Origin of the sequence: Acidaminococcus hominis (assembly GCF_022484025.1) — a bacterium.
GTDB lineage: Bacteria > Bacillota > Negativicutes > Acidaminococcales > Acidaminococcaceae > Acidaminococcus > Acidaminococcus hominis.
The window spans coordinates 1,476,670-1,495,452 of sequence record NZ_JAKVMG010000001.1; the positions used below are offsets into that span (position 1 = coordinate 1,476,670).

The 18,783-nt window shown below is 50.5% G+C and carries 15 protein-coding genes; 6 read left to right on the forward strand and 9 right to left on the reverse strand.

The genetic code is table 11. The annotated features are described in order from the left end of the window. Positions 1-122 precede the first annotated feature (122 nt). The 6 genes from LKE88_RS06485 to tig form a co-directional block, all read right to left on the reverse strand. On the reverse strand, positions 123-545 hold the full coding sequence (locus tag LKE88_RS06485) for a ferritin family protein (RefSeq protein WP_105326178.1): 423 nt from the start codon (positions 543-545) through the stop codon (positions 123-125). Positions 546-690: 145 nt separating this feature from the next. Next, positions 691-1,326 carry a ribosome biogenesis GTP-binding protein YihA/YsxC gene (gene yihA, locus LKE88_RS06490; RefSeq protein ID WP_105326179.1) on the reverse strand — a complete coding sequence of 212 codons (636 nt, stop codon included), beginning with the start codon at positions 1,324-1,326 and terminating at the stop codon, positions 691-693. 1 nt (position 1,327) lies between these two features. Further along, entirely contained in the window at positions 1,328-3,646 is a 2,319-nt protein-coding gene (lon, locus tag LKE88_RS06495) for an endopeptidase La (protein ID WP_105326520.1), read from the reverse strand. A 60-nt stretch (positions 3,647-3,706) separates the two neighbouring features. Beyond that, on the reverse strand, positions 3,707-4,978 hold the full coding sequence (gene clpX, locus LKE88_RS06500; RefSeq protein ID WP_105326180.1) for an ATP-dependent Clp protease ATP-binding subunit ClpX: 1,272 nt from the start codon (positions 4,976-4,978) through the stop codon (positions 3,707-3,709). 36 nt (positions 4,979-5,014) lie between these two features. Continuing rightward, on the reverse strand, positions 5,015-5,614 hold the full coding sequence (clpP, locus tag LKE88_RS06505; protein ID WP_105326181.1) for an ATP-dependent Clp endopeptidase proteolytic subunit ClpP: 600 nt from the start codon (positions 5,612-5,614) through the stop codon (positions 5,015-5,017). A 20-nt stretch (positions 5,615-5,634) separates the two neighbouring features. Then, positions 5,635-6,975: a trigger factor gene (tig, locus tag LKE88_RS06510; protein WP_105326182.1), complete on the reverse strand. Its 1,341-nt coding sequence runs from the start codon at positions 6,973-6,975 to the stop codon at positions 5,635-5,637. 408 nt (positions 6,976-7,383) lie between these two features. On the opposite strand from tig, the gene LKE88_RS06515 reads away from it, so the two are divergent. After that, on the forward strand, positions 7,384-8,787 hold the full coding sequence (locus LKE88_RS06515; protein ID WP_105326183.1) for an alanine/glycine:cation symporter family protein: 1,404 nt from the start codon (positions 7,384-7,386) through the stop codon (positions 8,785-8,787). Between the two features lie 579 nt (positions 8,788-9,366). On the opposite strand, the gene LKE88_RS06520 is transcribed toward LKE88_RS06515, so the two are convergent. From LKE88_RS06520 to LKE88_RS06530, 3 genes are all read right to left on the reverse strand, one after another. Beyond that, positions 9,367-10,368 carry an NAD-dependent epimerase gene (locus LKE88_RS06520; protein ID WP_105326184.1) on the reverse strand — a complete coding sequence of 334 codons (1,002 nt, stop codon included), beginning with the start codon at positions 10,366-10,368 and terminating at the stop codon, positions 9,367-9,369. Between the two features lie 14 nt (positions 10,369-10,382). After that, on the reverse strand, positions 10,383-11,549 hold the full coding sequence (locus LKE88_RS06525) for a nucleotide sugar dehydrogenase (protein WP_105326185.1): 1,167 nt from the start codon (positions 11,547-11,549) through the stop codon (positions 10,383-10,385). A gap of 102 nt (positions 11,550-11,651) precedes the next feature. Continuing rightward, positions 11,652-12,485 carry a carbon-nitrogen hydrolase family protein gene (locus LKE88_RS06530; protein WP_276803085.1) on the reverse strand — a complete coding sequence of 278 codons (834 nt, stop codon included), beginning with the start codon at positions 12,483-12,485 and terminating at the stop codon, positions 11,652-11,654. Positions 12,486-12,718: 233 nt separating this feature from the next. Here LKE88_RS06530 and LKE88_RS06535 point away from each other — a divergent pair, with 233 nt between their 5' ends. From LKE88_RS06535 to LKE88_RS06555, 5 genes are all read left to right on the forward strand, one after another. Then, entirely contained in the window at positions 12,719-14,056 is a 1,338-nt protein-coding gene (locus tag LKE88_RS06535) for a sulfatase-like hydrolase/transferase (RefSeq protein WP_105326187.1), read from the forward strand. A gap of 159 nt (positions 14,057-14,215) precedes the next feature. Continuing rightward, positions 14,216-15,772, forward strand: coding sequence for an IS21 family transposase (gene istA, locus LKE88_RS06540; RefSeq protein ID WP_105326918.1), 1,557 nt, complete (start codon positions 14,216-14,218; stop codon positions 15,770-15,772). Beyond that, the gene (locus LKE88_RS06545; RefSeq protein ID WP_105326919.1) at positions 15,769-16,533 is read left to right on the forward strand and encodes an ATP-binding protein; all 765 of its coding nucleotides are present in this window, start codon (positions 15,769-15,771) and stop codon (positions 16,531-16,533) included. The genes istA and LKE88_RS06545 overlap by 4 nt, the downstream gene beginning before the upstream one ends. Positions 16,534-16,849: 316 nt before the next feature. Further along, positions 16,850-17,185: an alkaline phosphatase family protein gene (locus tag LKE88_RS06550; protein ID WP_105327515.1), complete on the forward strand. Its 336-nt coding sequence runs from the start codon at positions 16,850-16,852 to the stop codon at positions 17,183-17,185. Positions 17,186-17,307: 122 nt separating this feature from the next. Continuing rightward, positions 17,308-18,648, forward strand: coding sequence for an ISL3 family transposase (locus tag LKE88_RS06555; RefSeq protein WP_276803910.1), 1,341 nt, complete (start codon positions 17,308-17,310; stop codon positions 18,646-18,648). Positions 18,649-18,783: the final 135 nt, after the last annotated feature.

Sequence of the window (18,783 nt, forward strand, 5' to 3'; positions counted from 1 at the left end):
ACAATGCCAATCCCGAACCCCGGTATACGCCCAGCGCATACCTCCACCTGCCGTTGCCCCAAAGCAAAAATGACCTGCAAACCCCGTAGGTTCTGCAAGTCATTTTCGTACCACTGTAACGCTTATTTATAGCTGATGCCGTGGGCTTCAAATACCTTGGCCAGCCGCCGGGCGTGTTCGTCTTCTTCCGGGATGGTGGCGGCAATTTCGTCAGCAATTTCCGGCAGGCCCGCGTCCCGTACCTGCTGGGCCAGTTCCAGCAGCTTTGTCCGGGCCCCGGCTTCTGCCTGGTAAAAGCCTACGGCCCGTTTCCACAGGGCAGCTTCTCCTTCTGCGCCCGGGTTCAGCAACGCCCCGTATTTGCCTCCGTGGAAGGCATCTTCAGCGGCGTTGGCCAGCATAGCCTCTGCCAGGTCCTCCAGGCCATAGCTTTTAGCCTGGGCCGCCAGCACATAATAGGCGTTGGCACCGTTTACTTCTGCCCCGTGCAGGGTCTTTATCAATTCTTCTATGGCCGTTCCTTTGGCCGTCAATTTTGGATTCATGGTATAGCCTCCTTATAACGACAGTGTCCTGGAAGCCAATCTTCCAGGACGGCTGCTGCCTCATTATACCATAGTCCTGGGGTTTGTTCCGGTTTCCCCAAAAAGAAAAGGATTGGCCCGGCTAAGCCGTTCCAATCCTTCTCTTTTAGTTTTCTACCAGCTGATCCATAATCCGGTTGATCAAATCCTTCCGGGTTACATGGGAAGATGAGCTGTAGGTGATAATCTGGTCGTCCCTGAGGCCAAAGGTTTTCTGGTACAGGGCTTTCTGGCTGGCCACTGCGTTCTTGGACAGCTTGTCCGCCTTGGTCAGGATGACCATCAGGGGCAGCCCCAGATTCAGCAGCCATTGGTAGCAGTCAATATCGCTTTCCATGGGAGCATGGCGAATGTCCATGAGTACACAAACCAGTTTCAGGAACTGGGAGTTTTCCATGTACTTGCAGATGAAGGCAGACCATTCGTTTTTGTTTCCCTTAGACGTCCGGGCAAACCCGTAGCCGGGCAGGTCCACCGCGTACAGGGTGTGGCGCTGCACCTCTTCCTCCACCTGGCGCTTGGCCTGGAAGGAGTAGAAGTTGATGGTTTGGGTTTTGCCGGGAGAACTGCTGACCCGGGCCAGGCCCTTACGCCGGGCCAAGGAGTTCAGCAATGAGGATTTGCCCACATTGCTCCGCCCGATAAATGCCACCTCATCAATGGTATCCTGGGGATACTGGGTGGCTTTGACGGCGGAAGCTACATAGTCCGCTCCGATGATATCCCACTGGGTTGTTGTCATGTTATTCCTCCAAAGCCAGTTTGGTCACCTGATCCATATGCTCTACAGGAATGAATTCCATATCAGCCCGGACATTTTCCGGAATTTCTTCCAGATCCTGTACGTTCTGTTTGGGAATCAGCACCGTCTTCACCCGATACCGATGGGCAGCCAGCACTTTTTCTTTCAGTCCGCCGATGGGCAGAACATGTCCTGTAATGGTGATTTCACCTGTCATGGCCAGGTCGGCCTTTACTTTCCGTTTCGTCAGTGCCGATTCCATAGCCGTAGCCATGGTAATACCGGCGGAAGGACCATCCTTGGGAATGGCACCTTCAGGTACGTGGATGTGGATGTCCACCTTTTCATTGAAGTCCGGCTCCAGACCCAGTTCTTTGGCCCGGGAACGGATATAGGTGAAGGCTGCCTGGGCAGATTCCTTCATCACATCTCCCAATTGACCGGTGAGCACCAGTTTGCCCTTGCCCTCGCAGACCACCACTTCTATCTTCAGCAGTTCGCCGCCTACGCTGGTCCAGGCAAGGCCGGTGCAGACGCCCACTTCGGATCTGGCCCGCATATCGCTTTCCAGGAAAATAATGGGTCCCAGGAAGTCTTTCAGGTTGGACGGGGTTACGGAAACCTTCTCCACTTTCTCTTCCACAATCTTCCGGTCTGCCTTCCGGCATACCGTAGCGATTTTCCGCTCCAGATTCCGGACGCCGGCCTCCCGGGTGTAATCCCGGATAATGTGCTGGATGGTGGCAGCACTCAGGGTCAGGTTCTTGCCGGTCAGGCCGTTGGCCTTCCGTTCTTTGGGCAGCAGGTGCAGCTGGGCAATCTTCAATTTTTCATCGTCGGTATAGCTGCTGAGTTCGATGACTTCCAACCGGTCCAGCAGAGGCGCCGGAATGGTTTCCACCGTATTGGCGGTTACAATCCAGAATACGTTGGACATATCATAGGGGAACTCGATGTAGTGGTCGCTGAAATGGCTGTTCTGTTCCGGATCCAGCACTTCCAGCAGGGCGGAAGCCGGGTCACCCCGGAAGTCAGCCCCCAGTTTGTCCACTTCATCCAGCAGGAATACCGGGTTGTCGGCGCCGCAGTCAATCATGCCGTTGATGAGACGGCCGGGCATGGCGCCAATATAGGTGCGGCGATGGCCGCGGATTTCGGCTTCATCCCGAATACCGCCCAGGGAAATCCGGGTGAATTTCCGGTGTACAGCCCGGGCAATGGATTCGGCCAAGCTGGTCTTGCCTACGCCGGGAGGTCCTACCAGACAAATGATAGGTCCCTTGTTGGTTTTGGTAATGGCCCGTACTGCCAGGTAATCCAGGATACGTTCCTTTACCTTCTTCAAACCATAGTGGTCCTTATCCAGGACTTCCGCAGCCTTTTTCAGGTCATAGTTTTCCCGGGTAGTCTTGCCCCAGGGCAGGGACAGCACCGTATCCAGATAGTTGCGGATGACGGCACTTTCAGCCATCATAGGCGGCATCTTGTACAGCCGGTCCAGTTCCTTTTCCAGCTTCTGCTTCACGTCCTTGGGAAGCTTCAGCTTGCTCATTTTCGCTTTATATTCATCTACTTCGGACTCTTTATCGGAGCCTTCATCCAATTCCTTGTTGATGGCCTTGAGCTGTTCCCGAAGGTAATATTCTCTTTGGTTTTGTTCGATCTGTTTCCGGACCTGGGCAGAAATATCCTTTTCCAGGTTCACGATTTCCAGCTCTTTGCACAGATCGGTGTACAGCAGCTTCAGCCGGGTCTTTACATCCACGGCTTCCAGGATTTTTTCCTTTTCATCTATTTCAATGGTCAGGTACCCGGCAATCAGGTCGGCAATCCGGCCCGGGTCTTCCTGGTCCTTAAAGGTCAGCAGCACTTCGGAATTGACTTTCTTGGTGGCAACCACCCACTGTTCGAAGGTCTGCTCCATCATCCGGCGCAGGGCTTCCACTTCAGCGGAGTTGTCAATAATATCCGGGCGCTTTTCCACGTAGGCTTCCAGATTCATGCCTACGGCATCTACTACGGAAATCACTTCTACCCGTTCCAGGCCTTCCACCAGGATACGCATGGCTCCATTGGGCAGCTTCAGCATCTGCTTCACTTCCGCAATCACACCAAAGGTATACAGGGACTTGGCCGTCGGATCGGCATCTTCAGCAGAGCGCTGGGTAACCAGCAGGATCTGCTTGGTGGTGTTCATGGCGGTTTCTACAGATTTAATGGAGCGTTCACGCCCCACGTCCAGGTTGATGATCATTCCAGGGAATACGATAATCCCCCGCAATGGCAGTAAAGGTAATCTTAAACTTGTTGCATCCAACATGGTTTTCACCGTCCTTACGTATAGAGAAAAAGGGAAAAGGGATATCCCTTTTCCTTTTCTCTAGGCATTCTTTCTTGTGTCGTTTTTCTTTTCCTTCAGCACCAGGGTGGGTTCCTTTTTGTCGGTGACCACTTCTTTGGTAACGATGCATTTTTCCACATCGTCCCGGCTGGGCACTTCGTACATCACATTCTTCATGATGTTTTCGATAATGGCCCGCAGCCCTCTGGCGCCTGCATTCCGTTCCAGGGCTTCATGGGCGATGGCTTTCAAGGCACTGTCCTCGAATTCCAGGTCCACATGGTCCATGGCCAGGAAGCTTTCGTACTGCTTGGTCAGCGCATTCTTCGGTTCGGTAAGAATCCGCACCAAAGCGCTTTCATCCAACTTGTCCAAGGTCACTACCACCGGCAGCCGGCCTACGAACTCGGGAATCAAGCCGTACTTCACAAAGTCCTCCGGCAGCACTTTCCGGAAAACATTTTCATCCTTCTTCTGCTGGGCAGTGGCGATATCCGCACCAAAACCCATACTCTTTTTGCCGGTACGGGCGTTGATGACGTTCTCCAGGCCCGCAAAGGCCCCGCCGCAGATAAACAGGATATTGGTGGTATCGATTTGAATCAGTTCCTGATGAGGATGCTTACGGCCGCCCTGGGGAGGCACATTGGCCACGGTCCCTTCCAGGATTTTCAGCAGGGCCTGCTGTACACCTTCACCGGATACATCCCGGGTAATGGAGGGATTTTCCGATTTCCGGGAAATTTTGTCGATTTCATCGATATAAATGATACCCCGTTCTGCAGCAGGGATATCATAATCAGCATTCTGGATCAGGCGCAGCAGAATGTTCTCCACGTCCTCCCCTACATAGCCGGCTTCCGTCAAAGACGTAGCGTCGGCAATGGCAAAGGGAACCCGCAGGATTTTGGCCAAAGTCTGAGCCAGCAGCGTCTTGCCGCTGCCCGTGGGCCCCAGCATCAAGATGTTGGACTTTTGCAGTTCCACATCCGAATGGTGGGCGCGCTCATAATTGATCCGCTTGTAGTGGTTGTACACCGCTACGGACAAGGTTCTCTTGGCATCTTCCTGTCCAATTACGTATTCGTCCAGGATTTCCTTGATTTCCTTGGGTTTGGGCAAATCCGTCAGCGTTTCTGCTACCGGTTTGCTCAGGTCCTTCTCCAGCATTTCATTGCACAAAGCAATGCATTCGTCACAAATAAACACGTTATGACCCGCAATGAGCTTTTTCACCTGGCTCTGCTTTTTGCCGCAGAACGAACAGGTATACTCCGGCCCCTGGGGATTCATCTTATCATCAAATGCCATCTGACACCCCTCCTAACAGCCAGGGCAAGATGGGTCTTACCCCTTACTGATGGAATGCGCATTTTCGACCACCTGGTCTACCAACCCGTATTCCTTGGCTTCCATACTGGTCATGAAATGATCCCGTTCCGTGTCCTCTTGGATCTGTGCAGGGGTCTTTCCCGTATGGAGTGCCAAAATGTTGTTCATCTCTTCCCGAACCCGCAGGATTTCCCGCGCATGGATGGCAATATCCGTTGCCTGTCCTTGGGCCCCGCCCAGCGGCTGATGAATCATCACCCGGGAATGGGGCAGCGCGAACCGTTTTCCTTTGGTTCCGGCAGCCAGCAAAACAGACGCCATGGATGCGGCCATACCCACACAAATGGTGGACACATCCGGGCGAATGTACTGCATGGTATCATAAATCGCCAGTCCGGCGCTTACACTGCCGCCAGGGCTGTTGATATAGAGATGGACATCCTTATCCGGATCTTCGGATTCAAGGAACAGCAGCTGGGCAATAATCAGGTTGGCCATGTGATCTTCAATTTCGCCGGTGACGAAAATAATCCGGTCCTTTAACAGACGGGAATAGATATCATAGCTCCGTTCGCCTTGACTGGTCTGTTCTACCACAATAGGTACATAAGGCATGCCGTCCACCTCCTGCGGTTTTATTTTTCTTCAGCAGCAGCCGTTTTTTCAGCAGCAGCTTCTTCTTTCTTGGGAGCGTTCTTTGCGCTGTCGATAACCAGCCGAGCAGCCTTGCGGCGTACAATGTTGGCAACCAACAGAGCCAGGGAACCATTTTCTTTCACGATTTTCTCAACTTGTTTAACCGTTGCGCCATGGGCAGCAGCCAGCTGAGCCAGTTCGTTTTGTACTTCTGCATCGGAGATCTTCAGGCCTTCAGCCAGAGCAATGGCATCCAGAACCAGGTCGGTTTTGATGTTGGCCAGAGCTACAGGTTTTTGTTCGTCCCGATAGGTCTTTACATCCTTGCCCAGATAGGACAGGTACATGGGCAGGCTCATTTTGTGGCTTTCCAGGTTCATGGCCAGTTCGTCAATCATCTGGTTAGCACGTTGTTCTACCATTACTTCAGGAACTTCGAATTTGGCGTTTTCAACAGCCTTTTCGATGAGTTTCCGTTCGTATTCGGACTGGGCACGGTCAGCTTCTGCCTTCTTCATGCGGTCCAGGGTCTTTTCACGGAATTCGGCAACGGTCTTGCTGTCGGAATTCTTGGCAATCAGTTCGTCGTTAACTTCGGGAACTTCCTTCACCTTTACGTCTTGGACGTTGACTTTGAACACAGCAGCTTTGCCAGCCAGTTCTTTGGAGAAGTAGTCTTCCGGGAAAGTAACGTTTACATCAGTGGAATCGCCTTTGCCCAGGCCTACCAGCTGATCTTCGAAACCAGGAATGAAGCTGTTGCTGCCTACTTCCAGAGGATAGCCTTTGCCTTCGCCGCCGGCAAACGGTTCGCCGTCAATGGTGCCAGCGAAGTCGATGGTAGCCAGGTCGCCTTTTTCCAGTTTCTTGCCTTCCGGAGCTTCTACCATTTTGGCAGCGCGGTTTTGCAGTTCTTCAACGGCTTTATCCACGTCAGCTTCGGTGATTTCTTTTTCTTCCTTTTGAACATCCAGGTCCTTATATTGGCCCAGTTCCGGTTCCGGACGCAGGGTGATGGCCAGGGTCAGGTCCAGAGGTTCGCCTTCTTCAAATTTGGAATCTTTGATTTCAGGGTCGGACACAGGAACCAGCTTGTTGTCTTCCAATACTTTTCTATATTGTTCATTGGCGACGATTTCGAAAGCTTCTTCCTTGATGGCATCCTTGCCTACGTGCAGTTCCAGCACACGGCGGGGAGCTTTGCCTTTACGGAAGCCAGGGATCGTTACTTGCTTGTTGATCTTGGCAACTGCTTTGTCAAAGGCTTTTGCTACATCTTCTACCGGTAAATTGATTTTTAACGTTGCTTCATTACCATTTCTTTCTACGGAAACGCTCATTAAAAAAATCCTCCTCACATTGCTGTCAGCCACAATCCATGTATCTCGCTAAACAGACTATCTGTAATTACTTAAAAAACCGCTCATATAGCATAGCACAAAAGGCATAAATAAGCAACTTTTTGTAAGGAAAGACGCCGTTTTCGCCTTTTTCGGTACGTTAAAGGGATAATTCATTATATTAGAAAAACTTTTTAGGTTCCCGGTAAAATATTTATGTAAAACAGCGTCTTTTCCTCCCCAAAATTGTATAAAGTATTCTTTACCATGTTAATTCAATAAATCTTTAACAATCTGTTAAAAAACCTTTGTATTGTTCGCCTTGATAGTATATAATTCAAGCAACAAAACATTATGATATTCTGTATTACATGTACAGGTATCAAAACAACAAGGGAGGAACAAACAATGTCTCAAATTCTCACCACGCTGGACGACGTACTGTATTACCCCATTCTGGTCATTGTTTTGCTGGTAGCCGGTATTTATTTTACTTACCGCACTCGTTTTATTCAAGGCCGCTGGCTGACCCAATGCATCCGCGTAGTCATGGAGAAACCTGAAAAAGAAGGGTCCATTTCTTCTTTCCAGGCACTGATGGTTTCCACCGCATCCCGGGTGGGCACCGGCAACATCATCGGGATTTCCACTGCCCTGTGCTTGGGCGGCTTTGGTGCCGTGTTCTGGATGTGGCTGATTGCCATCATCGGCGGTTCCACTGCCTTCATTGAAAGCACCCTGGCGCAGGTCTACAAACGCCGGGACGAACACGGCGACAGCTACGGCGGCCCTTCCTATTATATTGAAACCGCCCTGCACAGCAGAGGCCTGGGCTGCGCTTTCGCTGTAGCCCTGATTGCTACCTACGCCGGCGGCTTTAACCTGCTGGCTTCCTACAACCTGCAATCCACCTTCGCCGTCTACGGCTTCTATGACAAGGTAACCACCCCCTGGGTCATCGGCGGTATCCTGGCCGTACTGGTTGGCTACTGCATCATCGGCGGCGGCAAACGGATCGTCAGCGTCACCGAAAAACTGGTTCCCTTCATGGGCATCCTGTACGTACTGCTGGCCCTGGTGGTTATTGTAATGCACCTGGATATGATTCCCACCGTTCTCGTCGAAATTTTTTCCGATGCCTTCAACTTCCAAAAGATTCTGGCCGGCATTGGCGGTTCCTGCATGATGTACGGCATTAAACGCGGCCTGTACTCCAACGAAGCTGGTGTGGGCAGTGCGCCTAACGCCGCTGCCGCTGCTGACGTAGCTCACCCTGCCCAGCAAGGTCTGGTACAGATGCTGTCCGTATTCATCGATACCGTGCTCTGCACCGCTACCGCTTTCATGTGCATGTTCTCCGGCGTTATTCCCACCAAGGAAATGGCTGGTGCCCCCTATGTACAGGCTGCTGTACAAGTGGACTTTGGCGCTGTTGGCCCCATCCTGATCACCGTGGCCATGGTACTGTTTGCCTTCACCACCCTGATTGGCAACCTGTTCTACGTGGACAACTGCCTGAACTACCTGAACCACAGCAAGACCCCTGGCAAGAGCTTCATGACCCTGTACCGCATCCTGGCCGTTCTGGTTATCTTCGTAGGTGCCGGCATGACCATGGACAACGCCTGGGCTGCTGCTGATATCACCATGGCCTTCATGTGCCTGGTAAACATTCCTTCCATCATGGCCCTGAGCAACACCGCCCTGAAAGTAATGGACGACTACGGCCGCCAACTGAAGGAAGGCAAGAAACCCGTATTCAAAGCCAAGAACATCGGCCTGGATACCTCCAACCTGGACTATTGGAAATAACCTCCCTGTACAAAAAACCTCTGCCGCTTGGCAGAGGTTTTTTTATTTAAAATAGAAGTTGTGCAGACCACACTAGCCATTAAGAGGACTGTAAAATAATGAAACTTCTATCGTCGCCTGCGGCGACACTTCCTACACGTTTTACGGTCGCATCCAAATGTCAATGCAGTTTCTCAAGGACATTTGGAATATGCGACCTATGTGATAGCCGTCCAAGAAGCAAGTCCGTTAGGACGCCGCTGATTGGAAACGGCGAACCACTCAGGAAGCGTTCTATGCCGCTACTGGTCAAGTTCTAGAGGGGAATAGAAGTAGAAATTTATCTACATGCCATAGATTACTTTCCTATACTCGTTTTGCACATGACCAGTATGGGGTTAAGACCGGCCCCTTCAAGCGTGAAGGGGCTGGCAGTCCGTAGGACTGACTGAGGAAGTTTTGAGGCTTGGATACGGCTATAAAAAACGACTTGCGAATTCTTTTGCACTCGCAAGCCGTTTTTTCTTTCGGGAATAAGTATTTCTTCACACCACCAAATGAGGTTTTATCCACGCCCATCCAGCGGACCGTCCCACCTCGTCAGCGATAATACTTCTTATACCACTGGGCAAACTGGCTCAGCCCCTCCCGGATAGAGGTCTGGGGCTTAAACCCAAAGTCCTTTTCCAGCTCACTGACATCTGCATAGGTCTGGTACACATCCCCGGGCTGCATGGGCAGGAATTCCTTCTGGGCCTTTTTCCCCAGCACGTCCTCCAGGGTTTCAATAAAGGTCATGAGCTTTTCCGGATGGTTGTTGCCGATATTATACAGCTTGTACCGGTCCCCGGTTTCGTTGGGTACCGGCGGATTGCACAGCATCCGTTCTACTCCGGCGACGATATCGTCCACATAGGTGAAGTCCCGGTACATATCCCCCTGGTTGAAAATCTTGATGGGTTCCCCCGCCATAATCTTCCGGGTGAAGCTGAAATAGGCCATGTCCGGCCGGCCAAAGGGCCCATACACCGTAAAGAACCGCAGCCCCGTAGCCGGAATGCCGTACAGGTGGCTGTAGGTATAGGCCATCAGCTCATCGGATTTTTTGGTGGCCGCATACAGGCTGATGGGATGGTCCACCGGGTCCGTGGTGGCAAAGGGCGTCTTCTGCTGGTTGCCATACACCGAGGAACTGGAAGCATACAGCAGATGCTCCGGCTGAAAATGCCGGCAGGCCTCCAGGATATTGAAGAAGCCGATAATGTTGGAGTCAATATAGGACCGGGGATGGTCAATGCTGTAGCGGACCCCAGCCTGGGCCGCCAGATTCACCACAATATCCGGTTTAAATTCGTCAAACAGGCTATTTACGGCGCCGGCATCGGCCAGGTCCCCGCAGGTAAAGGAAAACGAGGGATACAGGTCCAATTCCCGCAGCCGGTCCAATTTCAGATGCACATCGTAATAAGGATTCAGGTTATCCAGCCCTGCCACCTGGGCGCCCAGGGACAGCAGCCGCTTGGCCAGGTGGAAACCGATAAAACCGGCAGCGCCGGTAATCAAGACTTTTTTCTCTGGATCAAAAGGCTTTTTTTCGCTCATGGTCTGCTCCCTTCTTAATCCCGGTCAAACAGGTCCCGGGTAAAGACCTTTTCTTTCACGTCCGCCAGTTCCTCCGACCAGCGGTTGGCCACAATCACGTCGCTGACCTTCTTAAATTCTGCCAAATCCCGAATCACCCGGGAATGGAAAAATTCGTCTTCCTTCAGGGTAGGTTCGTACACCACCACCGGCACGCCCTTGGCCTTGATGCGCTTCATGACGCCCTGGATGGCGGAGGCCCGGAAATTGTCCGAGTCCGTTTTCATGGTCAGCCGGTACATCCCCACCACCGCCGGTTTCCGAGAGAGAATGGTATCGGAGATAAAGTCCTTCCGGGTCCGGTTGGCTTCCACAATGGCGGAAATCAGATTTTGGGGCACGTCCTGGTAGTTGGCCAAAAGCTGCTTGGTATCCTTGGGCAGGCAGTAGCCCCCGTAGCCAAAGGAGGGATTGTTGTAGAAATCACCAATCCGGGGATCCAGGCAAACCCCGTCGATAATCTGTCGGGTGTTCAGGCCCCGGACCTGCGCATAAGAATCCAGTTCGTTGAAATAGGCCACCCGGAGCGCCAGGTACGTATTGGCAAACAGCTTGATGGCTTCCGCTTCCGTAGAGCCCGTAAACAGCACAGGCACGTCCTTTTTGGCAGCCCCTTCTTCCAGCAGCTGGGCAAACCGATGGCCTGCCGGCGTATCGCTGCCCACCACGATGCGGGAGGGGTACAGGTTGTCATGCAGGGCCTTCCCTTCCCGGAGAAATTCCGGAGAAAACAGGATATGGTCCGTCCCGTACTGGGTCCGCATAGCCTCCGTATAGCCCACCGGCACCGTGGACTTGATGACCATATAAGCTTCAGGAGCAATGGAAAGCACCTGCTCAATCACGCTTTCCACAGAGGACGTGTCAAAGAAGTTCTTCTGAGGATCATAATTGGTGGGCGTAGCAATGATGACATAGTCCGCCTCCCCGTAGGCCTCCTGGGGATCCACAGTGGCCCGAAAATCCAATGCTTTATTTTGCAAGAAACGGGAGATATCCTGGTCCTCAATAGGCGATTCTCCCCGATTCAGCATTTCCACCTTGGCGGACACAATATCCAGTGCCACAACGTGGTTATGCTGTGCCAAAAGCAGCCCGTTGGAAATTCCCACGTAGCCTGTTCCGGCAATGGCAATCTTCATGCTATTTTCCCCCTCTATTTCAGTAACACAATACATTCTATTATACCACAAAAGGACCGTGGAATGCCCACGGTCCCAAGGGTTTGGAACGGACTATACAGTCTATTTGGTTCTCGCCAATTGATACACATCCGGCCGGCGATTGGCCAGGGTAAAGGTTTCTTCCCGAACCTGTTTCACATAGTCCAGGTCAATTTCTGCCAGGATTATCCCCGGTCTATTGGACGCCCGGGCAATCACCTGGCCCCAGGGGTCAATGATCAGGGAATTGCCATAGGCCTGGAATTTGGGTTTCTTACCAATCTGGTCCGGGGCAATCACGTAGCATTCATTTTCAATGGCCCGTGCCCGGAGCAGCACTTCCCAGTGGTCCTTCCCGGTATTCACCGTAAAGTTGGCGGGAATGGTCAGCACCTTGGCCCCTTCTAACGCCATCAGCCGGAACTGTTCCCCAAAGCGGATATCGTAGCAGATGGCCAGACCCAGTTTTCCCAGCTCTCCGGCTTCCGCCGTCACCACCTGGTCCCCGGGACATACCCGGTCAGATTCCCGGCTGGTCACCCCGCTGGACAGCACCACGTCAAAGGGATGGAGTTTCCGGTACTTGGCCAGCAGCTGCCCCTCCGGGCTCAGCAGATAAGTGGTATTATAGGGCCGCTTGGGGTCCTGGTCGTTGGTTTCATAAATGCTGCCGGCTTCCAGCCACAGGCCGTAGTCCTTGGCCAGCTGGGCCATCACCTGATAGGTCCTGCCGCCCAGCAGACTTTCTGCATGGTCAGCAATACCCCGGCCCAGGTAGTTCATGCATTCCGGGAACACCACCAGCTGGGCTCCCCGCTGGGCCGCTTCTTTTACGTAATAGGCAGCCGCTTCCAGATTCTGTTCCAGGTTGTCCTGGGAATCCATCTGCACCGCTGCTGCAATCCATTTTGTCATAGGCTATAGCCTCCTTACAAAGCCTGGCAGGCCAGGCATCCAGGGTAATTTCTACAGAAAATGCAACTGTATATTTTATTATACAACGGGCAAAGAAGTTTCAGGGATTTTTTCCAGCTGACATCCCGGTTCACGGTTCATTTTGTTTCAACTCTTTCAATTTTCTTTGATATAACTTATAATAATGGCAAATATTTTTGTCACATATTATACACAATATTGGAGGTTTATCGTTGCAAATTCCGTTACTCGCCCCTTCCACCAAACACAATCTGTGCAGCAGTCTCAAGACTGCTTTGCGCATCGTCCTATTTTTCCTATTGCTCTGGTTTAGTTTCTTTCAATCTCCCTTGCTGCCCCTGCACCACATCACCCAGCTGCGGCTGCTGCGCAGCTTTGTCTTCCTCTGGGGCTGCCTGTTTCTCCAAGAGAGCCTAACCTCCAGGAAGCTCTCCCTGGAGTCCCTTCCCCTGCTGCTCCTGCTGTTATGGCTGGTTCCCTACAGCTATGTTTTTTCCTGGATTCCCGACTATTTTCAAGAAGACGTGGGCAGTTACTGGATTTTCCCCAGCCTGCTGTACACCACCGTCTGGCTGCTGCAGCAACTGCTGCCCCAAGCCGGACGGCTGCAGCTGCCGCTTGGTGTGCTTTGTGCCCTGCCCCTGTGGGGCGAAATCACCAGTGCCATGGCTTATCTGTTTTATTTCGTCCATTACGGCAAACCCATGGATGAGATCATCCTGATGTCCATCATCGCCACCACTCCGCTGGAAGCCTACAACTATTTGACGGCTACGTTTTCCCAGCCCCTGCTGCTTACCATTCTTCTGCTTCTGGCAGGGTCTTTTCTGGCGCTGGTCCATAGTTTGGCCTTCCCCGCTGCGCAGAAAAGCCTGTCGGTAAGCTCCCGCAAGAAACAGCTTGCCGTTTTGGCCTTAGTGTTATACTTTACAGGCAGTTATACCTTTTCCGTCTTTCCCTTGGACCGTTTGACGCATCTATACCAAAAAGGCGGCCCTATGCGCGCTTTTCTGGAGTTAAAGAAAAACCTGCCCCGAAATACACAAAAGCTTCAGCTGCTGTCCCAAGAACAGTTAATTAGTCAAAAAGTTCCCGGAACCATCATTTTGGTCATTGGAGAAAGTGCCACCCGGGATGCCATGTCAGCCTTTGCCCCCACCAGTTTTGATTCCACCCCCTGGGAACGGACCATGAAACAGAATCCCAATTTTTTCTTTTATCCCAATTCCTACGCCAATTTTCCCAACACCATTATGGCCGTAACCCAAGCTCTTACCAGTGCCAACCAGTACAACCGAGTGCCCCTCAAAAAGGCCGTGGATCTTATGAGCCTAGCCAAAAAAGCCGGTTATACCACCTACTGGCTTTCTACCCAGGAAGCCGGGGTTGTCTCCGATGCGGGCATTACCGTCATTTCCCAGCAGGCGGATTACCGGGAAAATTTCAAAGGAACCGATGAAGTGCTGCTTTCCGCCCTTCAAGAAGTTCCTGGCGGCCAGAACAATTTTATTGTACTGCACCTGACCGGCAGCCATTTCCGCTATGACTGAATATACCGATACGATTTTGCCATGTGCACGGACTTTTTTTACCACTCTGCCGCAGTTATTTGACCATCCTTCCGGAAGTATTTGCCACCCTGCTCAATAACTCTCATACTGAAGATAGCACACGGTTCTCGTGTGACTTTAGTATAAGGGGGTCCTCATATGACGGATTACCGAAAGATTCTTATGCTGCGAAGCAAGGGGTGCACTCAACGCGGGATAGCTTTAACCAAAGTTGCTTCTCGCCCAACCATCAGTGCAGTCTACAAGGCTGCAGACCAACAAGGCATTAGCTGGCCGCTGGATTCCAGCATCACTAATGCTGAATTGGAAACAATATTATTCCCAAGAAAGAGCATGACCAAAGTTTTTTATGTTGAACCAGACTATCCCTACATCCATCGGGAACTAGCAAAATCTGGTGTAACGATGACGCTTCTATGGGAAGAATATTGCAGACAGTGCTACGAGACTGGCAAAACGCCTTATATGAGTACACAATTTGCAGAGAAATACCGAAAATGGGCTCGGGTAACCAAAGCTACCATGCGTATTCAGCATAAACCTGGCGATGCCATGCAGGTCGACTGGGCTGGGGATACTCTTCCCGTATATGACCCGGTAACCGGCAGTACAAGCCCAGCGTATCTCTTTATTGCCACCTTGCCGTGCAGTTATTATACCTATGCAGAAGCCTGCGACGATATGAAAACTGAGAACTGGCTGAACTGCCATATCCACGCCTTCAAGTTTTATGGTGGTGTTCCTCGGCTTCTAATTCCTGACAATTGCAAAACTGCAACCACGTCTAATACTAAGTATGAAACAATCCTAAACCACAGTTACCAGGAATTGGCTGAACATTATGGTACGGCAATTGTACCAGCCCGTGTGCGCAGGCCTAAGGATAAAAGCTCCGCAGAAGCTTCTGTGCGTTTTGCTGAAACCTGGATTCTTGCTGCCTTACGTTCAAGGAAATTCTTTTCCCTTCATGAAATGAATGAGGCTATTGCGGAAAAACTTAAAGAAATGAACGACCGCCCCTTTAAGCAGATGGCAGGCTCCCGCTACAGTGCCTATATGGAAGAAGAAAAGCAATATATGCTTCCTCTGCCACCTACAGATTTTGAGGCTGCTGTTTGGTCGGTAGCCAAAGTTCCCAATGATTATCTTATTTCAGATGGCAAGAACAAATATTCAGTCCCTTACAACTTGATTGGCGAAAAGGTAGACATTCGGGTGACAAAGACTACTGTAGAAGTATTCTTCCACGGCAGCCGTGTTGCCAGCCACCGTCGTTTGCGGACCGTCCAGAGAGATCCGCTGGTAAACCTAGAGCACATGCCCCTTGCACACCAAAGGTACCTGACCTACAATACGGATGATTTCACTCGTTGGGCAACGACTGTTGGTCCCATGACAGAAAAGACTGTGCAGTATTTCCTTACCAGCGGAAAGGCCCCAGAACAGGGCTACAAAGCCTGCTCCAGCCTTAGGAAATTGGAAGAACGTTACGGGAAAGTACGGCTTGAAAACGCTTGTGGACGTATTTTCGCCTACAAGGCCACTCCGTCCGTCCGTAACGTCAGCAGCATTTTAAAAAATGACCAAGATAAACCTGTTAAAAACGCTCCGCAGAAAAAGCCAGCCGCAGCAAACAACTACGGAATTACACGCGGTGCCTCGTATTTCAGTAAGGATAGAGGTGGCCGCCAATGATAGACCAGGAAACCGTAGAGATGCTTAGGAAGATGAGAATGACCGCTATGGCGGATGAATTATCCCACCAATTACAAGACTCAACCTTTAATGAGCTTGGCTTTGAGGAACGATTAGGACTGATGGTGACTGCCGAATGGAACCGACGCCAAACGAATACAGTACAGCGACTCATTAAGAATGCAAATTTTTCTGCCCCAGCTGCCGCAGTAGAAGAAATTGAGTACTACGAAGATAGAAAGTTGGATAAAGCACAGATTTTACGCCTATCCAGCTGCAAATTTGTAGACGAGGGACACCATATTATTCTGGAAGGAGCTTCTGGCAATGGTAAAACCTACATTGCCTGTGCTCTTGGTAACGCTGCCTGCCGACGATTCAAGAAAGTACGATATATTCGTATGCCAGAATTGCTGGATGAGTTGAATATTGCCCGAAGCGGCGGTGAATTAAAGAAATGCCTGTCCAATTACAAAAAGGTTGATTTGCTCATTTTGGATGAATGGCTTATACGCCCCCTAACACCGCAGGAAAGTTATGATCTATTAGAAATTGTAGAAACTCGTTGCCAACGTTCTATGATTTTCTGCACCCAGTACAGCACAGATGGCTGGTATACCAGGATTGATTCGAACCCCGAATCTGCAAGCCCTGTGTCTGATGCTATTATGGACCGCATTATCCATAACTCATACGTAATTATGGTTGAAGGCCGTATCTCAATGAGAGAACGGTATGGCCTGAAAGCAACTCAAAGCTAAAGCTTATCTATACTTTAAAGAAAACTAAATAACCAGCTCTGCCGGCTCAACCATCCGGCAGAGCTTTTGGCTGAATCTCTTAATGGCCTACTAGTGCGGTGGGGTGGTAAAAGAATTCCGAGAAGGTGGTAAAAAAAGTCCGTGCAGACGGTAAACTTACACCGATTTATGCAATGACCAGAGGATTCCAGAAGAGTACTGCCTGGCGCAGGGCTGGGAACTGCTAGATAAAGAAGAAAAAGAAATCTGGTACCAGCGCTCCCTCCACCATACAGATTCCATTCTCCAGCAAATCTATCAGGAAGGCCAGAACCGTTTGCAGCTGCAAGCCCTGGTCTATTTCTCCGACCACGGGGAAGACCTAGAACTGACCCATACGGCTTCCCCCTTCAAATTCAATATGGTGCGGATTCCCCTGTGGATCTACCTATCCCCCAGTTACCAGGCAGCCTACCCGGAAACCGTGAAAGTCCTTCGCCAGCATGAGTCAGCAATATTTACCAATGACCTGGTGTTTGATACGATGTCCGGCCTGCTCCAAGCCCCTTCCAATTTCTACGATGCCCGTCATGACCTGACCCAGCCGGATTACCAGCTGACCCAGGACAATGCCCTCACCCTCCACGGGAAAAAGAAAATCAGTGAAGAATAGAGGCTCATCACGGAAAATTGGGGGATACGAAATCTAAGACAGAATTTAAAAACTGAAAAAAGGTATTGAAAAAGAGCACGGGATGCTCCATTCTAAGTAATAGCGACAAAACTACGAAAGGAATGATCCACGTGCTCTCAACCTCAAGTATAGCAAATTTATGCAAAAACATACAGGAAAATATTCCTACGAGTATTGCTTCTCTTTTTGAAGAGATCATAGATGTAAATAGTACCCGGCCTACAGCCGACGTTGTATGCCCTTGCTGCGGCGGTAAGGTCCATGTCCATGACAACCCTGTAACTACACTTAAAGACATGCCCTGGATACCCGGAAAGCCACGGATTCTTCGTGTGAGATTCCACCGCTACCGGTGCCAAAAATGCGGGCATACCTTCAATGAAAACATAACCTTTAAGTATCCTGGAACCAGAGTCACTTCTCGTGCCGCTTTATGGATCAAGATTTTGCTTATGCATCAAATGACGATTAAAGCAGTCAGCGATTTGACCGGTATCCATTGGGGAACAGTTTCTAAAATCCATAAGGAAATTATGGACGAGGCTCTCAAAACGCGAAGCGAGGAACTTCGCAAAAGTGGCTACCGTCCTAAGCATCTTGCCGTTGATGAGTTTGCAATGCACAAAGGCCATACTTACGCAACCTGTGTTATGGACCTTGATATGGGAGACATCCTCTGGGTTGGTGCGGGACGCTCTATAGCTGCCTTTACAAAGTTTTTTGAAGAGACAGACCTGGAGTATTTGTCTGAAGTAGAAGCTGTCGCAATGGACATGAACGCATCGTTCAACACCCTGGTAGAAAAGTATCTGCCTCATGCGGCAATAGTACACGACCGCTACCATATGCAAGCCCAGTATGGACGAGATGTGCTGGGAGCCGTAAGGCTGGAGGAAGCAAGACAGCACAAAGAGAAAGCCGATAACCTAAAGCTTGGGATTACAGAGAATATTGCTGAAGAGCAGGCAACAAAAGCAGAGGATTCAATTAAAGAGGAGAATCGGCTTTACAAGGAAGTAAAACAAGCTCGCTGGACGCTGCTTTGCAAGGAAGAAACACTAAGCGATAAAAAGGCAGAAAATCTCAAGGAAATCCTTAAAAAACATGAAAATTTGACAGTTTGCCATACAATGAAAGAGGAACTAAGTGATCTATTCGAGCTTAGAAACCCCGATTTAGCTGCCGTAGAATGGGAAAAATGGTTTAAAGGAGCCGAGGAGGGCAACATACCGCAGCTGCAAAAGTTTGCCCGCTTAAAGCGAAAACGCAAAGAGGGTTTGATTGCTCACTCAGCCCATCCGATTACCACAGGAAAGCTTGAAGGCTTCAATAACAAGATTAAGGTTGCAAAACGAATAGGGTATGGATACAAAAATGATGAATATTTTTTCACTCTGATTCGATATTCAGCATTACCATCTATACGAAACGGCACTGTCTAGAGATTGCGACAGTGGGATGTTGCTAGACATAAAAGAAGGATGGCAGAAATCTGCCATCCCACAATAAAACGTGAAGAGCCAGAATAGAAAATCCGAGCCGCAAAGGTTTATGCCTCTGCAGCTCGGATTTTCATT